16 protein-coding genes are annotated in these 18,190 nt (G+C 67.7%); 8 read left to right on the top strand and 8 right to left on the bottom strand.

The window, feature by feature from the left end:
• The first annotated feature begins 143 nt into the window (after window positions 1-143).
• From leuA to B9Z03_RS21440, 3 genes are read left to right on the top strand one after another with little or no spacing between them, the layout of a single operon-like run.
• Entirely contained in the window at window positions 144-1,826 is a 1,683-nt protein-coding gene (leuA, locus tag B9Z03_RS21450; protein ID WP_085467800.1) for a 2-isopropylmalate synthase, read from the top strand.
• Window positions 1,823-2,590, top strand: a complete 768-nt coding sequence (locus B9Z03_RS21445; RefSeq protein ID WP_085466074.1) for an alpha/beta fold hydrolase — start codon at window positions 1,823-1,825, stop codon at window positions 2,588-2,590. The genes leuA and B9Z03_RS21445 overlap by 4 nt, the downstream gene beginning before the upstream one ends.
• A gap of 59 nt (window positions 2,591-2,649) precedes the next feature.
• Window positions 2,650-3,240, top strand: coding sequence for a hypothetical protein (locus B9Z03_RS21440; protein ID WP_085466073.1), 591 nt, complete (start codon window positions 2,650-2,652; stop codon window positions 3,238-3,240).
• Here the strand turns inward: B9Z03_RS21440 and B9Z03_RS21435 are convergent.
• Window positions 3,230-4,165 (bottom strand): metallophosphoesterase family protein, encoded by a 936-nt coding sequence (locus B9Z03_RS21435; RefSeq protein WP_085466072.1) that lies wholly within the window; start codon window positions 4,163-4,165, stop codon window positions 3,230-3,232. The two genes, B9Z03_RS21440 and B9Z03_RS21435, sit on opposite strands and share 11 nt — an antisense overlap.
• 53 nt (window positions 4,166-4,218) lie before the next feature.
• Between B9Z03_RS21435 and B9Z03_RS21430 the strand changes: the two genes are divergently transcribed.
• Window positions 4,219-4,713, top strand: a complete 495-nt coding sequence (locus B9Z03_RS21430) for an NUDIX domain-containing protein (protein ID WP_085467799.1) — start codon at window positions 4,219-4,221, stop codon at window positions 4,711-4,713.
• 162 nt (window positions 4,714-4,875) lie between these two features.
• Here the strand turns inward: B9Z03_RS21430 and B9Z03_RS21425 are convergent, their stop codons facing one another.
• Window positions 4,876-5,859 carry a glutathione S-transferase family protein gene (locus B9Z03_RS21425; RefSeq protein ID WP_085466071.1) on the bottom strand — a complete coding sequence of 328 codons (984 nt, stop codon included), beginning with the start codon at window positions 5,857-5,859 and terminating at the stop codon, window positions 4,876-4,878.
• Window positions 5,860-6,115: 256 nt separating this feature from the next.
• Here B9Z03_RS21425 and B9Z03_RS21420 point away from each other — a divergent pair, with 256 nt between their 5' ends.
• Complete coding sequence (locus B9Z03_RS21420) at window positions 6,116-6,637, top strand: GNAT family N-acetyltransferase (RefSeq protein WP_085466070.1); 522 nt, start codon at window positions 6,116-6,118, stop codon at window positions 6,635-6,637.
• Window positions 6,638-6,848: 211 nt separating this feature from the next.
• Here B9Z03_RS21420 and B9Z03_RS21415 read toward each other — a convergent pair whose 3' ends face one another.
• The 4 genes from B9Z03_RS21415 to B9Z03_RS21400 are packed head-to-tail and all read right to left on the bottom strand — an operon-like array spanning window position 6,849 to window position 13,651.
• Window positions 6,849-8,915 (bottom strand): hypothetical protein, encoded by a 2,067-nt coding sequence (locus B9Z03_RS21415; protein WP_085466069.1) that lies wholly within the window; start codon window positions 8,913-8,915, stop codon window positions 6,849-6,851.
• Between the two features lies 1 nt (window position 8,916).
• Window positions 8,917-11,730: a DUF4159 domain-containing protein gene (locus tag B9Z03_RS21410; protein ID WP_085466068.1), complete on the bottom strand. Its 2,814-nt coding sequence runs from the start codon at window positions 11,728-11,730 to the stop codon at window positions 8,917-8,919.
• Window positions 11,727-12,644, bottom strand: coding sequence for a DUF58 domain-containing protein (locus tag B9Z03_RS21405; protein ID WP_085466067.1), 918 nt, complete (start codon window positions 12,642-12,644; stop codon window positions 11,727-11,729). Before B9Z03_RS21405 ends, B9Z03_RS21410 begins: the two co-directional genes overlap by 4 nt.
• The gene (locus tag B9Z03_RS21400; protein WP_085466066.1) at window positions 12,644-13,651 is read right to left on the bottom strand and encodes an AAA family ATPase; all 1,008 of its coding nucleotides are present in this window, start codon (window positions 13,649-13,651) and stop codon (window positions 12,644-12,646) included. The genes B9Z03_RS21405 and B9Z03_RS21400 overlap by 1 nt, the downstream gene beginning before the upstream one ends.
• 187 nt (window positions 13,652-13,838) lie before the next feature.
• Here B9Z03_RS21400 and B9Z03_RS21395 point away from each other — a divergent pair, with 187 nt between their 5' ends.
• The 3 genes from B9Z03_RS21395 to B9Z03_RS21385 are packed head-to-tail and all read left to right on the top strand — an operon-like array spanning window position 13,839 to window position 16,371.
• Window positions 13,839-14,474 (top strand): DUF1285 domain-containing protein, encoded by a 636-nt coding sequence (locus B9Z03_RS21395; protein ID WP_085466065.1) that lies wholly within the window; start codon window positions 13,839-13,841, stop codon window positions 14,472-14,474.
• On the top strand, window positions 14,474-15,109 hold the full coding sequence (locus B9Z03_RS21390; protein ID WP_085466064.1) for a CoA pyrophosphatase: 636 nt from the start codon (window positions 14,474-14,476) through the stop codon (window positions 15,107-15,109). Before B9Z03_RS21395 ends, B9Z03_RS21390 begins: the two co-directional genes overlap by 1 nt.
• Complete coding sequence (locus B9Z03_RS21385; RefSeq protein ID WP_085466063.1) at window positions 15,106-16,371, top strand: CCA tRNA nucleotidyltransferase; 1,266 nt, start codon at window positions 15,106-15,108, stop codon at window positions 16,369-16,371. The genes B9Z03_RS21390 and B9Z03_RS21385 overlap by 4 nt, the downstream gene beginning before the upstream one ends.
• Here B9Z03_RS21385 and B9Z03_RS21380 read toward each other — a convergent pair.
• Both B9Z03_RS21380 and B9Z03_RS21375 read right to left on the bottom strand, forming a co-directional pair.
• On the bottom strand, window positions 16,346-17,809 hold the full coding sequence (locus B9Z03_RS21380) for a TadE/TadG family type IV pilus assembly protein (protein WP_085466062.1): 1,464 nt from the start codon (window positions 17,807-17,809) through the stop codon (window positions 16,346-16,348). The two genes, B9Z03_RS21385 and B9Z03_RS21380, sit on opposite strands and share 26 nt — an antisense overlap.
• A gap of 170 nt (window positions 17,810-17,979) precedes the next feature.
• Window positions 17,980-18,165, bottom strand: coding sequence for a DUF1059 domain-containing protein (locus B9Z03_RS21375; protein ID WP_085466061.1), 186 nt, complete (start codon window positions 18,163-18,165; stop codon window positions 17,980-17,982).
• Window positions 18,166-18,190: the final 25 nt, after the last annotated feature.

Genomic DNA, 18,190 nt, shown 5'->3' with positions numbered 1-18,190 from the left:
GATAGCCGCCCAGGCTTGCGCTCCTCGCCAGTCCCAATCTCGATCAATGCATGCTAGGACGCCGTCCGTACACGCCTCAGCGCGCCGGCGGCTCCGGAGAACGACAGATGAACAAGCACAGCCCGATATCCCAGAAGCGCGGCATGCCGGACGCCCCGCGCAAATACCAGCCCTATCCCTTCATAGACATTCCCGACCGCACCTGGCCGTCGAAGCGCATCGAGACTGCGCCGATCTGGTGCTCGGTCGACCTGCGCGACGGCAACCAGGCGCTGATCGACCCGATGGGCCATGACCGCAAGGCTCGCATGTTCAAGCTCCTGCTGGACATGGGCTTCAAGGAAATCGAGATCGGCTTTCCGTCGGCCTCGCAGACCGATTTCGACTTTGCCCGCTGGGCAATCGAGGAAGCAGGCGTTCCGGACGACGTCTCGCTGCAGGTGCTGGTGCAGTGCCGCCCCGAACTCATCACGCGCACTTTCGAATCGCTGCAGGGCGCACGCCATCCGATCGTGCATTTCTACAACTCGACCAGCGAGTTGCAGCGGCGCGTCGTGTTCGAGAAGGACGTGCGCGGCATCAAGCAGATCGCGACCGATGCGGCGAAGATGATCACCGACATGGCGGCGAAGGCGGGCGGCGGCTTCCGCTTCGAATATTCGCCGGAGAGTTTTACGGGCACCGAGCTCGATGTGGCGCTGGAGATCTGCAACGCCGTCACCGAGATCGTCAATCCGACGCCGGACAACAAGCTGATCCTCAACCTGCCGGCGACCGTCGAGATGTCGACGCCCAACATCTATGCCGACATGATCGAATGGATGTGCCGCAACCTCGACAGGCGCGACTCGATCATGGTCTCGCTGCACCCGCACAACGACCGCGGCACGGGTGTGGCGGCCACCGAGCTGGCACTGATGGCGGGCGCCGACCGGGTCGAGGGCACGCTGTTCGGCAATGGCGAGCGCACCGGCAATGTCGACATCGTGACGCTCGCGCTGAACATGTACACCCAAGGGATCGACCCCGAGCTGGACTGCACCGACATCAACCGGATGAAGGACGTCTACGAATATTCGAACCAGCTCAAGATCCCTGAGCGCCACCCCTATGTCGGCGAGCTGGTCTACACCGCCTTTTCCGGCTCGCACCAGGACGCCATCAACAAGGGCATGAAGGCGATCAAGAAGGCGAACAAGGAGTTATGGGAGGTTCCTTACCTGCCGATCGACCCCAAGGACGTCGGCCGCACCTATGAGGCGATCATCCGCATCAACTCGCAGTCCGGCAAGGGCGGCATCGCGTACGTGCTGCAGGCCGATTACGGGTTGAACCTGCCGCGCAACCTCCAGGTCGAGTTCTCGCAGCACATCCAGTCGATCACCGATGCCGAGGGCAAGGAAGTGCCGGCGAAGCGCATCTACGAGCAGTTCCTCGAGCGCTATGTCGACCAGCCGAAGGGTCGTCTGAAGTTCGTCGACCACCAGACGATCTCGGACCCGGAGAACCGCCAGCGCCGCAAGGTCGAGGCGACGATCCTCGACCGCGGCAAGGAGGTGACGATCACCGGCACGGGCACCGGCCCGATCGACGGCTTCGTCGACGCGCTGTCGCGCCATGTCGGCGTCGACATGTCGGTGCTCGACTATTCGGAGCACTCGATGCAGCGCGGCTCGAACGCAGCCGCCATCTCCTATGTCGAGATGGAGCATCCGGGCGGCAGGCTGTTTGGGGCGGGCATCAACACCAACATTGTCGCCGCCTCGCTCGAAGCGGTGGTCTCCGCGGCCAACCGCATCCTCGAAGGCAGGAAAGCCAAGGCTTGAGCGACACGCTGCACGCGCGCGAGAAGGGGAACGGGCGCGAGACGCTCGTTCTCCTGCACGGCTTCGGCGGCCACTGGATGGACTGGTACGACATCCAGCCGGACCTGGCGCGCGACGCCCGCGTGCTCGCCTACGACCTTCCCGGTCATGCCCGCTCGCTGGACCATCCGGCGGCGGGGTCGGCCTCGGGCATGGCGAAGGCGATCCTCGCCGACCTCGACCAGCGCGGGATTGCGCGCGTGCATGTCGCCGGCTTCTCGATGGGCGGCGCCGTTGCCACGCTGATGGCGCTGCGCGCGCCCGACCGCGTCGCCTCGCTGACCCTTCTGGCGCCCGGCGGCTTCGGCCCGGATATCAGCGAAGACCGGCTGAAGAACCTCGCCTCACCCGGCTCCACCGATGGCTTGCGCGCCGCGGTCAATGCGCTCGGCGCGCCCGGCTTCGACATGCCGACCAAGAACATCGCTGCACTCGCCGCGACCCGCTCGCTGCCCGGCCAGGAGGCGAAGCTGGTGGAGATCGTCGGCAAGATCGCGAAGGACGGCAAGCAGGGCGAGATCCCGCGCGACAGCCTGGCGACGCTCGCCATGCCCGTCACCGTCGTGTGGGGCACGGACGATCCGGTGCTGCCGTTCTCGCAGTCCGAGGGCTTGCCGGAGAGCTTCCAGCTCGTCGTCCTGCCCGGCATCGGCCATATGCTGCCCGAGGAAGCGCGCAAGAGCGTCATCCACGCCATACGAACCACCATGCGACGGGCGACGTAGCTCTGGCGCACCGTTTTGTGTTAATGATCGGTTAACACGCCTGTGTGGAGCGTTCGCCGATGAGTGAGTCCGGCCAGAGTCCGAAGCATCCCGAGTCGCTGGGCCGCTTGGCCGAGCAGATCCGCGAGATGAAGAACGCGCTCGCCGATCGCGACGATGTCGTGGTCGAGCTGCGCGAGGCGAGCCGGATGCGGCTGGAGCTTCTGGCGCAGGAACTCAGCACCGTGTTCGAAGAGACGCCGAAGGACAGCGAGCAGTTCGACTTCACCATCTCGTCCGGCCTGCAGCCGCGCTTGTGGATCGACGCTACCGCGCATGTCGCGATGGGCCGCGATCGCCGGGTCTACCGCTTCGTGCGCGACACCCGCCTCGGCCGTGTCGTGCTCGCCGAAACCGCCGAGATGAAGGACGTGGCCGACAAGGTGACGCGCTACATCGCCGAGCGGATGATCGAACGCGAACGCATGATGAATGGCGATGTTCACCCCGCCGCCCTGGCGGTCGAGACGCAGGCGGCGCCGTCCTCGACCGGCGACAGATGGGCGTGGTTCCTGTGGGCGCTCACCTTCATCGTCATCGGCGCCGCGGCCGGGGTGACCGCCGTGCTCGCCTGGCTGTGGGACAAGCTGCCGCCTGCCGTCATGCCGTAGCCTCGGCGCGCTTCGCCGGTTCGATCAGCTCTTGCTGCGACAATTGCTCGACGCGGCCCGTCGGGCCCACGAGACCGCGGCGGGTGAGGCGGATGCGCCATTCGGCGCCCTCGTCGGCCTCCATCTCGATCAGGTTATACTGCGCCAGCGGCTTCTCGTGGCCGAGGCTCTCGCCTGCCGCGGCCACGCCGACCACGGGGACCTGGCTTTTGCCCTTGCCGGGAATCCAGTTGAGCGTCGGCAGATGCGTGTGGCCGTGCAGCACGACCTCCGCGCCGTGGCGGCGCACGACCTTCTGGAAGGTGCCGATGCCGTAGAGCCGCTTGTGGGCGGGGTCCGCGCCGCGCACCGGCGGATGGTGGATCAGGACGACGCGGCACAGGCCCTCCTCGCCGGCGCGATGCAGGATGCGCCCGAGGCGCCGGCCCTGCTCGTCGGTGAAGCTTCCGGTGGCGAGGAAAGGGGCAGTGGCGCGCGCCGAGGAGACGCCGATGATCGCCACCCGGCCGCGGACGCGGACATAAGGGAAGCCGTTGACATTCGTCTTCGCCCAGCCGTGCTCGCCCTCCGTCCACGGCCGCCACGCCTCACAGGCCTTGCGCAGCGCGCCGGGCACATAGGCGTCGTGGTTGCCGGGCACGACCGAGACGTCTGCCGGCGCGCCCAGCATCTCCAGCCATTTGCGCGACACCGCGATCTCCTCGGCGAGCGCCAGGTTCATCAGGTCGCCGGTGACGGCGGTGTGGTCGGGGGCAGCTTCCTTCATGTCGGCGACGATCGCGCCCAGCGCGCCGTCGTGGAAACTCCTGCTGCGCGTGCGCTGCCAGTTGATGTAGCCGGTGATCCGCTTTGAGGCGAGCTGGCGATAGGTTACAGGGGGCAGGGGCCCGAGATGGACATCCGAGATATGCGCGAGCCGGAACATAGAACCTCTGTAGCGGATGGCGCATGGCCGTGCCACCGCTTCCGGGACGCACAATGAGCGCGCCGTCCGATCCGTTCCGCCAGACCGGCTGGCCCGGCCTGCGCGGCCGTCTGTTCCACCTCTATTTTCTGTTCCGCCGGCCGATGACGCTCGGCGCACGCGGCATCGTCTACGACCGCGCGGCGAACGCCGTCTTCCTGATCGAGCACACCTACGTGCCCGGCTGGCAGCTGCCGGGAGGCGGCGTCGAGACCGGCGAGACGATGCTGCAGGCGCTGGAGCGGGAGCTTTTCGAGGAGGGCAATATCGAGCTCACCGGCCCGCCGGCGCTGGTCAGCCTCCACCACAACCGTCATGCCAGCCGGCGCGACCATGTCGGCGTCTACCTGGTGACGGACTTCCGCCAGACCGCCCCCAAGTCACCCGACCGCGAGATCAAGGCGGCGGGGTTTTTCCCGGTGGATGCGCTGCCGGAGATGACGACCGGCGGCACGCGGCGGCGGATCGACGAGGCAATCGGTGGCGTGGCTCCATCGCCGTACTGGTAATCAATACCGCAGCCCCCTCACCCGTGCTACGCACCCACTTCGCTCGGCGGACCTCTCCCCGAGGGGAGAGGGGTATCGCGAACGTCTGCGACCCCTTCTCCCCCTCGGGGAGAAGGTGGCCGCGAAGCGGCCGGATGATGGGGCCTTGCGCCTGCGAGCCGTTTACACCTTTCCGAACCGATCCCGATCATGCGGCGCCGAAAAATCGATCTCCGGTCCCACCGGCACGATGCCGGTCGGATTGATGGTTTTGTGGCTGCCGTAATAGTGGTGCTTGATGTGGTGCAGGTTCACCGTCTCGGCCACACCCGGCACCTGGTAGAGGTCGCGCAGATAGTTCGACAGGTTCGGATAGTCGGCAATCCGGCGCAGATTGCACTTGAAGTGGCCGACATAGACCGGGTCGAAGCGCACCAGCGTCGTAAACAGCCGCCAGTCGGCCTCGGTCATCCGGTCGCCGGCGAGATAGCGCTGCCTTGAAAGGATGTCCTCGGCGCGGTCGAGTGCTGCGAACAGCTCGGCGAATGCCTCCTCATAGGCGTCCTGTTTCGTCGCGAAGCCGCAGCGATAGACGCCGTTGTTGATCGATGGGTAGACCCACGCGTTGATCGCGTCGATCTCGCCGCGCAGCGCCTGCGGATAGAAATCGAGCGACGCGTCGCCCCATTCGTCGAAGGCGGAATTGAGCATGCGGATGATCTCGGACGATTCGTTGGAGACGATCGTCTGTTCCTGCTTGTCCCAGAGCACGGGCACGGTCACGCGGCCGGAATAGGTCGGGTCCGCCTTGGTGTAGATCTGGTGCAGGTAGTCGAGGCCGTAGAGCGTGTCGCCTGTCGCGCCGTCCTCGGCGAGAAAGGTCCAGCCGTTTTCGCCCATGAAGTGATGCACCACCGAGACCGAGATCGCGTCCTCGAGCTTCTTCAGCTTGCGGAAGATCAGCGTGCGGTGCGCCCAGGGGCAGGCGAGCGAGACGTAGAGATGATAGCGGCCGGGCTCGGCCTTGAAGCCGCGGGTGCGGCCCGGCGCGGGCTTGCCGTCGACGGTCACGAAATCGCGGAACTGCGACTGCACGCGCTCGAACCGGCCCGACTTGCCGGTGTCGTACCACTTGTCCTGCCAGATGCCGTCGACCAGAAGTCCCATGGTGCAATCCTTCCTGTTCACCGAGATGTAGGGCAAGAGGCGCCGCAACGCACCGGCTTCGCGGTGAACGGAGCGTAACTTGTTGTGGCGGGGGCATGGACGGCGCGGAAAAAGGGTGCTAGCGGGGCGGCCAAAGGATCAATCGTGACCAGCATCCGTTTTCCGCGACGACGAATTGGCTGAACTGCGCCCTGCCGGGCGCGGATAGCGCACGCCGCCCTGCGGCTCTCTCGTCTGCCGAAACGGAACCCTCTCCATGAGCGTCAACGACATCGCCTACCTGCCGGAAAACCCGGCCCATGACCGCGCGATCGAACAGATCAACGCCGAGGCCTTCGGGCCGGGCCGCTTCACCCGCGCTGCCTACAAAATCCGCGAAGGCGGCCCGCACGAGCGCGACCTGTCCTATGTCGCCGTGCACTGGGGCAAGGTCATCGGCTCGGTGCGCATGACCCGCATCGCGGCCGGCGAGGGCAGGGCGCTGCTCCTCGGGCCGCTGGCCGTCATCCCAGACTGGAAGAACCTCGGCATCGGCCGCAAGCTGCTCGACATCGTCGTGACCAAGGCGAAGGAGCAAGGCTGGGGCGTCGTCGTGCTGGTCGGCGACGAGCCCTATTACGGCCCGCTCGGGTTCAAGAAGATCCCCTACGGCCAGATCTCGATGCCGCGCCCGGTCGATCCGGAGCGGTTGCTGGCGCGCGAACTCGTGGAGGGTTCGCTCGCGAAGCTCAAGGGCGACGTGGTGCACGAGGATCGCGCGGCGAAGGTGGTGGCTTAGGTCCGGGCGGCCCCCTCCACCACGCTTCGCGTGGTCCCCCTCCCCCGCTTCGCAGGGGAGGATCGGCGGTGCCGCTTGCACGCCCTCATCCTCCCCCGTTTACGGGGGAGGGGAACCACGTAGTGGTGGAGGGGGCGCAACACAAAGTGGGGGGACGGATGCGAACTGGGATTGAAGCTCGACAATCCGATTGTTCCCAAGGCGGACCGGCCTACCGCCCCTCCCGCCACCACATGCCGCCGAGCGCGAGGAGCAGCAGGCAGAGGCCGAAGAAACCGGCGAAGAGGGGCACGCGGTTGACCGATTTCAGCACGCTCTCGTTCGTGGTCTTGAGGCCCAACCAGTCGCGGCCGGAGGCGTTGGCGGTGCCGCGCACCGGCACGATGCCGGGCAGTTCGATCCGGCCGTCGGCGGCGACGCGGCGCACGCTGCCGCCGGTGGCTTCCGCCAGCGGCCGGAGAATCTCGCCGGTCGAGACCGTGTCGGCGAATTCGGGCGCGTTGACCGGCCCGACATGGGCGAGCGCGGTCAGGTCGCCGTTCGCGACCTGGTAGAGGCCGATCTCGTCGGTCTCCATCGAGCCTGCGAAGATGCCGGGCTCGGTCTGGGTCAGCGGCAGGGTGCGCGTCGCGCCGGAGGGCGTGATGATCTGCGCCTGGCCTGCCTCGTCCGCCATGGTCTGGCGGCGCACGTTGAGCGTCATGCCCTGGCCCTCGGCGGTCAGGCGCTCTTCCTCCAGCTCGGGCTCCTTCATCAGCCAGTGGGCCAACCGGCGATAGAGCGAGACATGCGGCCCGCCGCCCTCGAAGCCGCGCGCCCACAGCCAGCCCTGGTCGGACAGGAGCATGCCGACGCGGCCCTCGCCCTTGCGGTCGAGCAAGAGCAGCGGCATGTCGTCGGCGCCCTTCATCACCGTCTCGCCTTCGACCTCGCCGATGCCGATCTGGCGGAACCAGCGGCTCCAGCGCGGCGGTTCCTGAGCCGAGCCTTCCAGCCCGCGCGTCACCGGATGCTTGCGGCCCGTGTCGGTCAGGCGGGGATAGAACGCCTTCTCCAGCACGTCGCCGGTCGGCAGGGCGGGGAGCGCCGCCATCAGCGGCGTGCGGGCGATCGACTGCTCGCCGGCATATTCCGGACCGGCGGCGATCAGAAGCGCACCGCCCTGTTCGACATATTCGGCGATGTAGTCGTAGTAGAGGATCGGCAGCACGTCGCGGTGCTGGTAGCGGTCGAAGATGATCAGGTCGAAATCGTTGATCTTCTCGACGAACAGCTCGCGCGTCGGGAAGGCGATCAGAGACAGCTCGTTGATCGGCGTGCCGTCCTGCTTCTCCGGCGGACGCAGGATGGTGAAGTGGACGAGGTCGACAGATGCGTCCGACTTCAGCAGATTGCGCCAGGTGCGCTCGCCGGCATGCGGCTCGCCCGACACCAGAAGCACGCGCAGGTTCTCGCGGATGCCGTCGACCATGGCGATGGCGCGGTTGTTGGTGTCGGTGATCTCGCCCTCGGCCCGCGGGATCGACAGTTCGATGATGTTGCGGCCGGCATTGGGGATGGTGACGTCGAGCGGCATCTCGGTGCCGATCGCCGCCTGGTCGGTGGCCACGAGGTCGCCGTTGACGCGGATGCTCACCTCGACGGTGCCGGTCTCGCCCGCCGTGCCGGTGACGCGGTAGGTCATCGCCAGCGGTTTGCCGACGAGGCCGAAGCGCGGCGCATTCTCGAAGCGGATGCGCCGGTCGCGCTCGTCCTCCTCGCCGGTGATCAGCGCGTGCAGGGGGGCGGAGAAGCCCGGCATCGAGGCTGGAACGTCGTGCACCTGGCCGTCGGTGATCATGATCGCGCCGCCAATGCGCGACGGCGGCACGTCGCGGAAGGCGCCGTCCAGCGCGCCGAACAGGCGCGTTTCGGCGCGGTCGTCGGCGGCACTCGCCTTGCCGGTCTCGACCACGCGCAGTTCGAACTGGTTGAAGCGGCCGAGCCGCTCCTGAATGGCGGCAAGAGCCGCGTCGGTCTCGGCCGTGCGGTTGCCGATATCCTGGCTCTGGCTGCGATCGACGACGACTGCCACCACGCTCTTCAGCGGCTCGCGCTCCTCGTCCAGCAACACCGGATTGGCCAGCGCGAGGCCGAGCGCGGCAAGCGCGCCAACACGCACCAGGCTGCCGCGCTGGCCGAGTGCGACGCCGGCAAGCGCCAGGAGTGCGAGCGGCAGGATGATCGCCGCCAGCCAGGTCCACGAGAGCAGGGGTTCGAAGCCGATCGACCAGTTCATCTCACTGCCCCAGCCTCTCGAGCAGGATGGGCACGTGCACCTGGTCGGATTTGTAGTTGCCGGTCAGCATGTACATCATGATGTTCACGCCGCCGCGCAGCGCATAGACCCGCTGCATCGGGTCGGAGGGGACGGTGGGCAGCAGCGGCTGGCCGGACTCGTCCACCGCCCAGGCGCCGGCGAAGTCGTTGGCGGTGATCATGATCGGCGACACGCCGTCGCCGACGCGCACCGGCCGGTCCTCGCCCGGCTGCGCCGGCGTGCTGACCTCGACCCAGAGCGGGCTGCCGGCGTAGCGGCCGGGGAACTCCTTCATGATGAAGAACGACTTGGTGAGCACGTGATCCTCGGGCACCGGCTCCAGCGCCGGCACGTTGAGATTGCCGAGGATGTCGCGCAGGCGCTGGGTGGCGGCGCTGGTCGAGTTCGCGAAATCGAGGCCCGTCTCGAACTGGTCGCGGGTGTCGAACAGCACCGTGCCGCCCTGCTGCATGTAGGCGTCGACGCGGGCGATCGCGGCTTGCGTCGGCATGGTGGTGGCAGGGTCCACCGGCCAGTAGATCAGCGGGTAGAAGGAGAGCTCGTCCGCCGAGATGTCGACGCCGGCGGGTTCGCCGGGCTCGAGCGCCGTCTTCTCGGTCAGGAAGCGCCGCAGCCCCTCCATGCCGGCGCGCGACACGGCGTCGATCGCCGGATCGCCGGTGAGCACATAGGCAAGCCGCGTGCGCGAGATCGAGGCGATGGCTTCGGCGTCGCCGGGCTTCTCGTCCTGCGCGCGGCCGTCATAGGTGCCGCCGAGCACCAGTGCGAGCGCCAGCAGCGCCGCCGTGGCGCGCATCGATCCTGCGCGGCGGCGGCTGAATACGCCGCCGATCCACATCACCGCCAGCGTGTCGAGCGCCATCAGCGCAAGGGCTGCCGCGATCAGCGGTCCCTTGAGGTCGCGGGATTCGTCCAGCGCGTAGCTCACCGTGCCGACGGGGAGGGTGGTCGACGGGCGCGCGATCGGGTCGAGCGTCGCCGTCGCCGGCAACAGGTTCAGCGCTACCACGCCTTCCTCCGAGCCATAGAGGCCGGGCGGGTTCTCGACCGTGATCTTCGGCAGCGCCCCCGGCTGGAGCGGGCGCGCTTCAGGATCGGGCGTGGTCAGCGCGCCGTCGGCACCGATGACGCGGTAGGGCGGCAGCGAGGTCGCCGGCGCGCCGTTGGCGGTCTCGACCTGGCCCTGGTTGCGCGACAGCTGCACGACCCGCCGCAGCATCTCGACGAAGGAGCCGGAGATCGGCAGGTTGGACCAGGTCGCCTCGGGCGTGACGTGGAAGAGCACGACCGTGCCCTGGCCGCGCGTGGCGCCGGTGACCAGCGGCGTGCCGTCGGCGAGGTTCGCCCAGGTGTGGTCGACGATGTCGGGGCTCGGCTCGGCCAGCACCTGCCGCGAGACGGACACGTCCTGTGGCGGAGTCAGGCCGGCGAAGGGGCCGGTGGCGGGGAAATCGCTGACCGGCTGCGGCTCGGTCCAGGACAGTGCGCCGCCCAGCGCGCGCTCGCCGGCGCGCAGCCGGACCGGCAGCAGTTCCTCGTCCGGCTCCGCCGCCGCCAGCCGCGAGCCGGCGAAGCGCACCAGCGTGCCGCCGCCCTGCACCCATTCGACCAGTGCCTCGCGCGCGGCATCGGGCAGGGTGCCGACATCGGCCATCACCACCATCGCCGGCTTCTGCGCCAAAAGTTCCGGCACCGCGACGGCAAGGTCTGGCGTCTGCGATTCGACGAGGTCCGCATAGGGTTCGAGCGCCCGGCGGATGTAATAAAGCGGCGACAGCAGCGGCTGCGCCTGGTCCGCCTCCGACTGCGACAAAAGCCCGACCCGGCGGCGTTTCGAACTCTCGTCCAGCACGCGGATCGCGCCGGCCTGCGCCTCGCCGTCGATCGACACCGAAGCAAAGTCGTTGCGCAGTTCGAACGGCACGGCGACGTCGGCGGTGGTAGAGCTTTCGCCCGGCGCGAAGCTCAGCACCGTGTCGGCGATGCGGCGGCCGCGGTCGTCATAGGCGCCGGCGGCGAGCTGCATCGGCGCGACGTCGGACGATGGCCGCACGGCGGTGAGCGTGAAGGCGGTGGCGGTGTTGTCGACCGCGGTCAGCGCGGCCTTCGGCAGGTTGGACGGCTCGGCCCAGACGAGGCGCGAGGCGCCGCGCGACAAGATCGCCTCGAAGGCGGTCTCGTCGCCCTCGGCGCGCAACCCGTCGGAGAGGATCGCGATGGTGACGTTCTCCGCGCCGTCGAGCGCGGTCGCGACGCGGGCATAGGTTCCCGGCCGGTCCACCGGTACGGGACGGGGTTTGGCCACGGCCAGCCGCTCCATCGCGGCGCGCGCCTCGAAGGGGCCGATCTCGGTCGCCGCCGGCTCGGCGGTGAAGGCGAGCACCACGGGCTGGCCGGCATCGTTGGCGTCGGCGATCAGGCGCTGCGCCGTCGCCACCCGCAGGTCCCAGCCGGAAGCGCTCGCCCAGCCGTTGTCCACCACGACGGCGACCGGGCCGGAGCCCGTCTCGGCGCGCTCCTGCGGGTTGAACACCGGCTCGGCCAGCGCGAAGATCACCAGCGCCGCCATGATCAGCCTGAGCAGCGTCAGCCACCATGGGCTCTGGTGTGGCGTCTCCTCCTTGCGCATCACGCGCGCCAGGATCTTCAGCGGCGGGAACAGCTCGCTGCGCGGCTTGGGCGGGGTCAGCCGCAGCAGCCACCAGATCACCGGCAGGGCGACGAGCCCGGCCAGCACCGCCGGGAAGCCGAAGGAGAGCGGCAGCCAGCTCATGCGCGGCCTCCCGACGCATAGCCGCCGTCGACGGTCATCGCTGCATGGACCCTGACGAGGGATTCGGAGGCGAGCCGGTCGGTGTGATTGACCGTGTAGCTCCAGCCCAGACGCTTGGCCCAGGCGGACAGCTGGTCGCGGCGGGCCTGGTAGACCAGCCGGTAGTCCTCGGCCAGCGTCTCGGCGCGGCCGGCGGTGAGCTTCAGACCGGTCTCGGGATCGCGGAACTCGGTGCGGCCGGAATAGGGGAAGGTCTCCTCGGCCGGGTCCGAAACCTCGATCAGATGCGCGCGCACGCCGTGGCGGGCGAGCACGTCCAGCCATTCCATCGTCTCCTCGACCGGGTCGAGGAAGTCGCTGGCGATGACGATGTCGGAGAAACGGCGGATCGAGGAGACGTCCGGCCGCGCCTCAAGCCGCGAGGCATGCGCCAGGTGCGAGGCCAGCCGCTCGGCGCCGTTGCGGGCCGAAAACGCGTCGGTGAGGCCCGGCCAGCCGATGCGCTCGCCGCTGCGCGACAGAAGCTCGGCCAGCGCCAGGATCAGCACCAGCGCACGCGATTCCTTGGACACGGTCGCATAGGTCGACTTGTAGAGCATCGACGACGACGGATCGGCCCACAGCCACACCGTATGCGCGGCCTCCCACTCCTTGTCGCGGACATAGATGTGCTCGTCGCGGGCGGAGCGGCGCCAGTCGATGCGCGAGGAATCGCCTTCGACATAGGGCCGGAACTGCCAGAAGTTCTCGCCGATGCCGCGGCGGCGGCGGCCGTGCCAGCCGGCGATGACCGTGTTGACGACACGGCGCGCCTCGACCAGCAGGTCGGGCACGAGCGAGGCCCGCAGCCGGGCGCGCGCCAGCGCGTCGCTGGTCCCGACCGGTGTGACGGCTTCGCCGATCGATGCGGCCATCAGCCTGCCGCTTTCACCAACCGCGCGATGACGTCGCGCACATGCATGCCTTCCGCGCGGGCCGAGAAAGTTAGCGCCATGCGATGCTGCAGCACCGGTTCGGCGAGCGCATGCACGTCGTCCACCGACGGGGCGAGGCGGCCTTCGTAGAGCGCGCGGGCGCGGGCGCACAGGGTCAGCGCCTGGCTGGCGCGGGGGCCGGGACCCCAGGCAACGTGCTTGTCGGTGTCCTCGTTGCCGCTGCCGGGACGCGCCGAGCGCACGAGGGTGAGGATCGCCTCCACGACGCTCTCGGGCACCGGCATGCGGCGGATCAGCATCTGGATGGCGCGGAGCCGCTCGGCGTCAAGCACGTTCTCCGCCTTCGCCTCGCTGACGCCGGTTGTCTCCAGAAGGATGCGGCGCTCGGCGTCGAGCTCGGGATAGAGGATGTCGACCTGCATCAGGAAGCGGTCAAGCTGGGCTTCCGGCAGCGGATAGGTGCCTTCCTGCTCCAGCGGGTTCTGGGTCGCCAGCACGTGGAACGGTGCGGGCAGGTCGTGCCGCTGGCCGGCGACGGTGACGTGATATTCCTGCATCGACTGCAGCAGAGCCGACTGCGTGCGCGGGCTGGCGCGATTGATTTCGTCGGCCATCAAAAGCTGGGCGAAGATCGGGCCGGGGATGAAGCGGAAACCGCGCTTGCCGGCGTCGTCCTGCTCCATCACCTCGGAGCCGAGGATGTCGGACGGCATCAGGTCGGGCGTGAACTGGATGCGGCGGGAATCGAGGCCGAGCACGACGCCCAGCGTCTCCACCAGCTTGGTCTTGGCGAGGCCGGGCACGCCGACCAGCAGCGCATGGCCGCCGGCGAGGAGGGCCACCATCGTCCGCTCCACCACGCTTTCCTGGCCGAAGATGACCTTGCCGACGCCGGCGCGCACCTTCGAGATGTCGTCGAGCGCCTTTTCGGCCGCGGCGACCATCTCCTTCTCGCTGATCCCGGCTTCCCTTGTCATCACGCTCATGCGTCTCGATCCTCTGGAAGAGTGCCCCGGCCGCGGCATTCAAGACGCGGCCCGGGCAGGCGTTCGTCCTTGCCAGCGTTCGTCGCAAGAGGCGGTCGGTCGACTCGCATGTTTCGCTGCGCTGCAAGATGAACTTAAATCACTGACCTAGGCTGACAAGCGGAACAACAGTGACTATTTCGTGACCATGCAGCAGGACAGCCAGACCAGCCCACAGGACACGCTTGCCGGCGCGCGCGATACCGCGGGCCTGACCGCACTCATCTCCCGCGCTACGCGGGCGGGCAAGGGCCTGCCGCCGGTCGAGCGCTGGAATCCACCGTTTTGCGGCGACCTCGACATGGAAATCCGCGCCGACGGCACCTGGTTCTACCTTGGCACGCCGATCGGCCGCATGCCGCTGGTCCAGCTGTTCTCGACGGTCCTGCGCAAGGACGAGGACGGGAAGACCTATCTCGTCACGCCGGTCGAAAAGGTCGGCATCCGGGTGGTCGACGCGCCCTTCGTGGCGGTGGAGGTCGATGCGTCGGGGCAGGGCGAGGACCAGGTGCTCACCTTCCGCACCAATGTCGGCGACGTGGTCGAGGCCGGTCCGGACCATCCGCTGCGCTTCGTCGACGAGGACGGCACCGGCGGGCTCAAGCCCTATCTGCACGTGCGCGGGCGGCTGGAGGCGCTGGTGGCACGGCCGGTGATGTACGAGCTGGCGGAGATCGGCGAGGAGATCGAGATCGACGGCAGGGCAATGTTCGCCCTGCGCTCGAAGGGCGCGGTGTTTCCGGTCATGCCCGTCGAGAAGCTGAAGCAGCTCAGCGGGGAATGATGGACCAGCGTGCGCTAGAACCCTATTCGGCGGCGGATTTCCGCGCCCGCGCCTTGCAGCGCGCCGCGCCTGGCCCCAGCGACGACGTCAATGGCGACCACAGGCTCAACCCCAACTCGCGCAAGGACATCGTCCGCGAGGGACTGCGGCCGGCGGCCGTGCTCGTCCCGGTCATCGACCGGCCGGAGGGCGCGACGATGCTGCTCACCAAGCGCACGGAGAAGCTGAAGAGCCATCCGGGCCAGATCGCCTTTCCCGGAGGCCGCGTCGACCCCGGCGACGTGTCGGTGGAGGCCGCCGCCATGCGCGAGGCCGACGAGGAGATCGGCCTCAAGGGGGAGTTCATCGAGATCGTCGGCCAACTGTCCGACTACTACAGCGGCAGCGGCTTCCGCATCACGCCTGTTCTGTCGGTGGTGCGGCCAGGCTTCACGCTGACGATCAATCCCGACGAGGTGGACGACACGTTCGAGGTGCCGCTGCGCTTCCTCATGGACGCGGCCAACCACCACACCGACAGTCGGATCTGGAACAATATCGAGCGCTATTTCTACACTATGCCCTATGACGGCAGGCACATCTGGGGCGTCACGGCGGGCATCATCCGCGCGGTGCACGACAGGCTCTACGCATGAGCGGCGCGTCGATCGCCTCGGCTGCCTGGCTGGCCGAGCCGGCGCTGCAAAAACTGCTCTCCGTCCTGTCCGCCGACAGCGAGAAGGCGCGGGTGGTGGGCGGCGCGGTGCGCAACACGCTTCTCGGCGAGGCTGTCACCGACATCGACATCGCGACGACGACGCTGCCCGACGAGACGGTGCGCCGGGCGCAGGCCGCCGGCTTTCGCACCATTGCCACGGGCATCGAACACGGCACGGTGACGGTGCTCGCCGACGGCAGGCCGCACGAGGTCACCACGCTGCGCGCCGACATCGCGACCGACGGGCGGCATGCGACCGTCTCCTACGGCCGTGACTGGAAGGCCGACGCCGAGCGGCGCGACTTCACCGTCAACGCGCTCTATGCGGAGGCCGACGGCACCGTGATCGATCTCGTCGGCGGGCTGGCGGACCTCGAGACGCGCACCATCCGCTTCATCGGCGACGCCGAGACCCGCATTCGTGAAGACTATCTGCGCATCCTGCGCTTCTTCCGCTTCTTCGCCCAGTATGGCGGTGGCCGGCCGGACGCCGCGGGCCTGAAAGCCTGCGCGCGGCTGAAGGAGGGGATTGCCCGGCTTTCGGTCGAACGCATCTGGGCGGAGTTGAAGAAGCTGCTCGGCGCTGCCGACCCGTCGCGCGCCCTTCTGTGGATGCGCCAGGCGGGCGTTCTCACTCTCGCCGTTCCTGAAACCGAGAAATGGGGCATCGACTCGATCCATGGCCTCGTTACGGCCGAACGCGACCTCGGCTGGCCGGCCGATCCACTGCTGCGTCTCGAAGCGATCGTCCCGCCCGACCCGGCGCGGGCGGTCGCACTGTCGGAGCGCCTCAAGCTCTCCAACGGCGAGCGCGACCGGCTGGTGGCCTGGGCCTCGGTGCCGCTGCCGGCGCACGACATGGCGGAGGCGGTCTTCGCCAGGCTTCTCTATGGCGGCGACCCCCAGGCCTATCGCGACCGGCTGATGCTGGCACTGGCCTCGGCCCGCTCCTATGCCGGCACGAGCGACAAGCACATGATCGAGGCCGGAGGCTATGGCCGCCTGCTGAAATTCGCCTCGACGTGGAAGCGACCGGTCTTTCCGGTCGCCGGAAAGGATCTCCAGGCGCTCGGCATCGCTCCCGGCCCGGCGATGGGCGACCTGCTGCGCCGGCTCGAGGCGGACTGGACCGCCTCCGGCTTCGCCCTGACGCGGGACGAACTGCTCGCGCGGGCTACCGCGCCAGGCGCACCTGACTGAGCGAACGGGCGATGCCGGAGAAGGCGGCCATCAGCTTGTCGGGGTCCGACGCGTCGAAGTAGTGCTCCGTATCCGTCGCGCAATATTCGAGGATGCTCTTGGCGTCGGCATTGTCGACCATGAAGGCGACGGAAAAGATCTCGATCTTGTTCGTCTTGGCATAGTCGCAGATCGCCTTCGTGTCGGCATTGGTTTGTGCTAGCTGTGTCGCAGCGGTGGAAGCATTGCTGCTCAAAGAGGCGTGGCGACCGTTGCCGGAGTTGAAGCGCAGCGTGTTCTCGCCGTCCGTCATCAGCACGATCGCCTTGCGCGGCGCGACGTTCTTCGCGTCATAGGCGCCCGCCTCCTTGAAGGGGGCGGTCGGCGACAGCAGGTTCACGCCCCAGATCATCCCTGCGGGGATGTATGTGTAGGGCTTGTAGCTCGATATGTTGATGATCATCCCGTCGATTGCCGAGGCGAGCGACGCCTTGTTCTTGCTCAGCGGCACGATCGGGTTGAGGCACTTCTGGCTGGTCTCGACATAGCCGGGATAGGTGACGGCCGGTGACCCGTCGTTGAGGCGCGTGGTGCCGGACATGCGCGAGCCGATACAGCCGTACCAGCGGTATTTCGTGACGCTGCCGCCACCACTGCAGACTTCTTTTTTCTCGGTATAGGGCGTGCCGTTCTTCACGCATTGTCCGCCACAGGTAGAGTTCTGCGGGACGCCGTCGACATAGGTCGTGCAGGAATATTTCGGCGCATATTCCAGACAGGGCGTGGTGGTGACGTCCTTGATTTCGCAGACCTTCGGCTTCGGGTCGACATCGTAATCGTCAGGCACGCTCAGCCAACTTTCGTTGCGGTATTTCGTCCCGACATTGACGTAGTCGGCATAGGGGACCAGGCCGATGCTGACATCGGCCTTGGCATTGCTCATCAGCTCGGTGACCAGCGAGCCCGCCGCCTTCTTCAGGGTTGCAATCTTGGTGGCACCGGAACTGTCCTTCTCGGACATCGACCATGTATTATCGAGCACCAGCGCCAATTCGACACTGCCGGTCACGGCGCGGACGGCGAGCGAGGAGGCTTTTACGTCGAGCCAATCGTAGTGGACGATGCCCATGAAGGTGGTGGGCAGGCGGCCCTGGAGAGCAAGGTCGACCTGGTCCTCGCCGAGGTCGAGGCTGGCGACAGAGAGTTCGTGGATCCGGCTGTCGGAATAGTTGCCGCTGACGAAGCTGTCGGCCAGCGCGCGCAGCTTGGTCTCGTCCTTCTCGTCGGAGGCGGCGATCGCCAGCGCGGCGGCGTCGGCGACGTCCTGCAGGTGCTTCTCGGCCGAGAGGTAGCGCGTGTAGTCGACCGCGACGCCAGCCGCCAGGATCAGCGGCAGCGAGGCCACCGCCGTGACGGTCGCAAAGTTACCGCCCCGGGCCCTGAGGAACCGTTTGAACATGCCTGTCTCTCCGGCGCATACGAAAGGCTGGAATGCCTGTTGTTCGCCGCACAATGACAGACAGGTGTTATTTTGAAGTTACGGAACGTCTTGAAGTTGCACGCAATTACCCGCGGCCGGTGGGGTCGCAGGTAGATGATTCGTTAGGTATGTCCCGGCCGGAACAGGCGTCAGGCGGCGTGGCGCACCTTCTCGATGCGCGAGCGGATCGCGTCGATCATCGATTCGCGCATGACGGTCTCGCCGTGGGTCTCGCGCATATGCTGGACCGCGCGGCGCATGATCTCGGCCTCTTCCTCGTGGCGCGTATGCCATTCGCATCCCGGCACCAGCGAGCCGCAGTGGAATTCCTTCATGGCGTTTCTCCCTTCTTTCTTATGG

It is taken from the genome of Mesorhizobium australicum (assembly GCF_900177325.1).
Taxonomy (GTDB): Bacteria; Pseudomonadota; Alphaproteobacteria; order Rhizobiales; family Rhizobiaceae; genus Mesorhizobium_A; species Mesorhizobium_A australicum_A.
This window is presented reverse-complemented; position numbering and strand designations above follow the sequence as displayed.

Excerpts from the sequence above, each read along its gene's own strand:
- B9Z03_RS21435 (WP_085466072.1), bottom strand. The coding sequence starts at position 4,165 with ATGTTCCGGCTCGCGCATATCTCGGATGTCCATCTCGGGCCCCTGCCC.
- B9Z03_RS21375 (WP_085466061.1), bottom strand. The coding sequence starts at position 18,165 with ATGAAGGAATTCCACTGCGGCTCGCTGGTGCCGGGATGCGAATGGCAT.
- leuA (WP_085467800.1), top strand. The coding sequence starts at position 144 with ATGCCGGACGCCCCGCGCAAATACCAGCCCTATCCCTTCATAGACATT.
- B9Z03_RS21400 (WP_085466066.1), bottom strand. The coding sequence starts at position 13,651 with ATGAGCGTGATGACAAGGGAAGCCGGGATCAGCGAGAAGGAGATGGTC.
- B9Z03_RS21410 (WP_085466068.1), bottom strand. The coding sequence starts at position 11,730 with ATGAGCTGGCTGCCGCTCTCCTTCGGCTTCCCGGCGGTGCTGGCCGGG.
- B9Z03_RS21430 (WP_085467799.1), top strand. The coding sequence starts at position 4,219 with ATGAGCGCGCCGTCCGATCCGTTCCGCCAGACCGGCTGGCCCGGCCTG.
- B9Z03_RS21405 (WP_085466067.1), bottom strand. The coding sequence starts at position 12,644 with ATGGCCGCATCGATCGGCGAAGCCGTCACACCGGTCGGGACCAGCGAC.
- B9Z03_RS21385 (WP_085466063.1), top strand. The coding sequence starts at position 15,106 with ATGAGCGGCGCGTCGATCGCCTCGGCTGCCTGGCTGGCCGAGCCGGCG.
- B9Z03_RS21380 (WP_085466062.1), bottom strand. The coding sequence starts at position 17,809 with ATGTTCAAACGGTTCCTCAGGGCCCGGGGCGGTAACTTTGCGACCGTC.
- B9Z03_RS21395 (WP_085466065.1), top strand. The coding sequence starts at position 13,839 with ATGCAGCAGGACAGCCAGACCAGCCCACAGGACACGCTTGCCGGCGCG.
- B9Z03_RS21425 (WP_085466071.1), bottom strand. The coding sequence starts at position 5,859 with ATGGGACTTCTGGTCGACGGCATCTGGCAGGACAAGTGGTACGACACC.
- B9Z03_RS21440 (WP_085466073.1), top strand. The coding sequence starts at position 2,650 with ATGAGTGAGTCCGGCCAGAGTCCGAAGCATCCCGAGTCGCTGGGCCGC.
- B9Z03_RS21420 (WP_085466070.1), top strand. The coding sequence starts at position 6,116 with ATGAGCGTCAACGACATCGCCTACCTGCCGGAAAACCCGGCCCATGAC.
- B9Z03_RS21390 (WP_085466064.1), top strand. The coding sequence starts at position 14,474 with ATGGACCAGCGTGCGCTAGAACCCTATTCGGCGGCGGATTTCCGCGCC.
- B9Z03_RS21415 (WP_085466069.1), bottom strand. The coding sequence starts at position 8,915 with ATGAACTGGTCGATCGGCTTCGAACCCCTGCTCTCGTGGACCTGGCTG.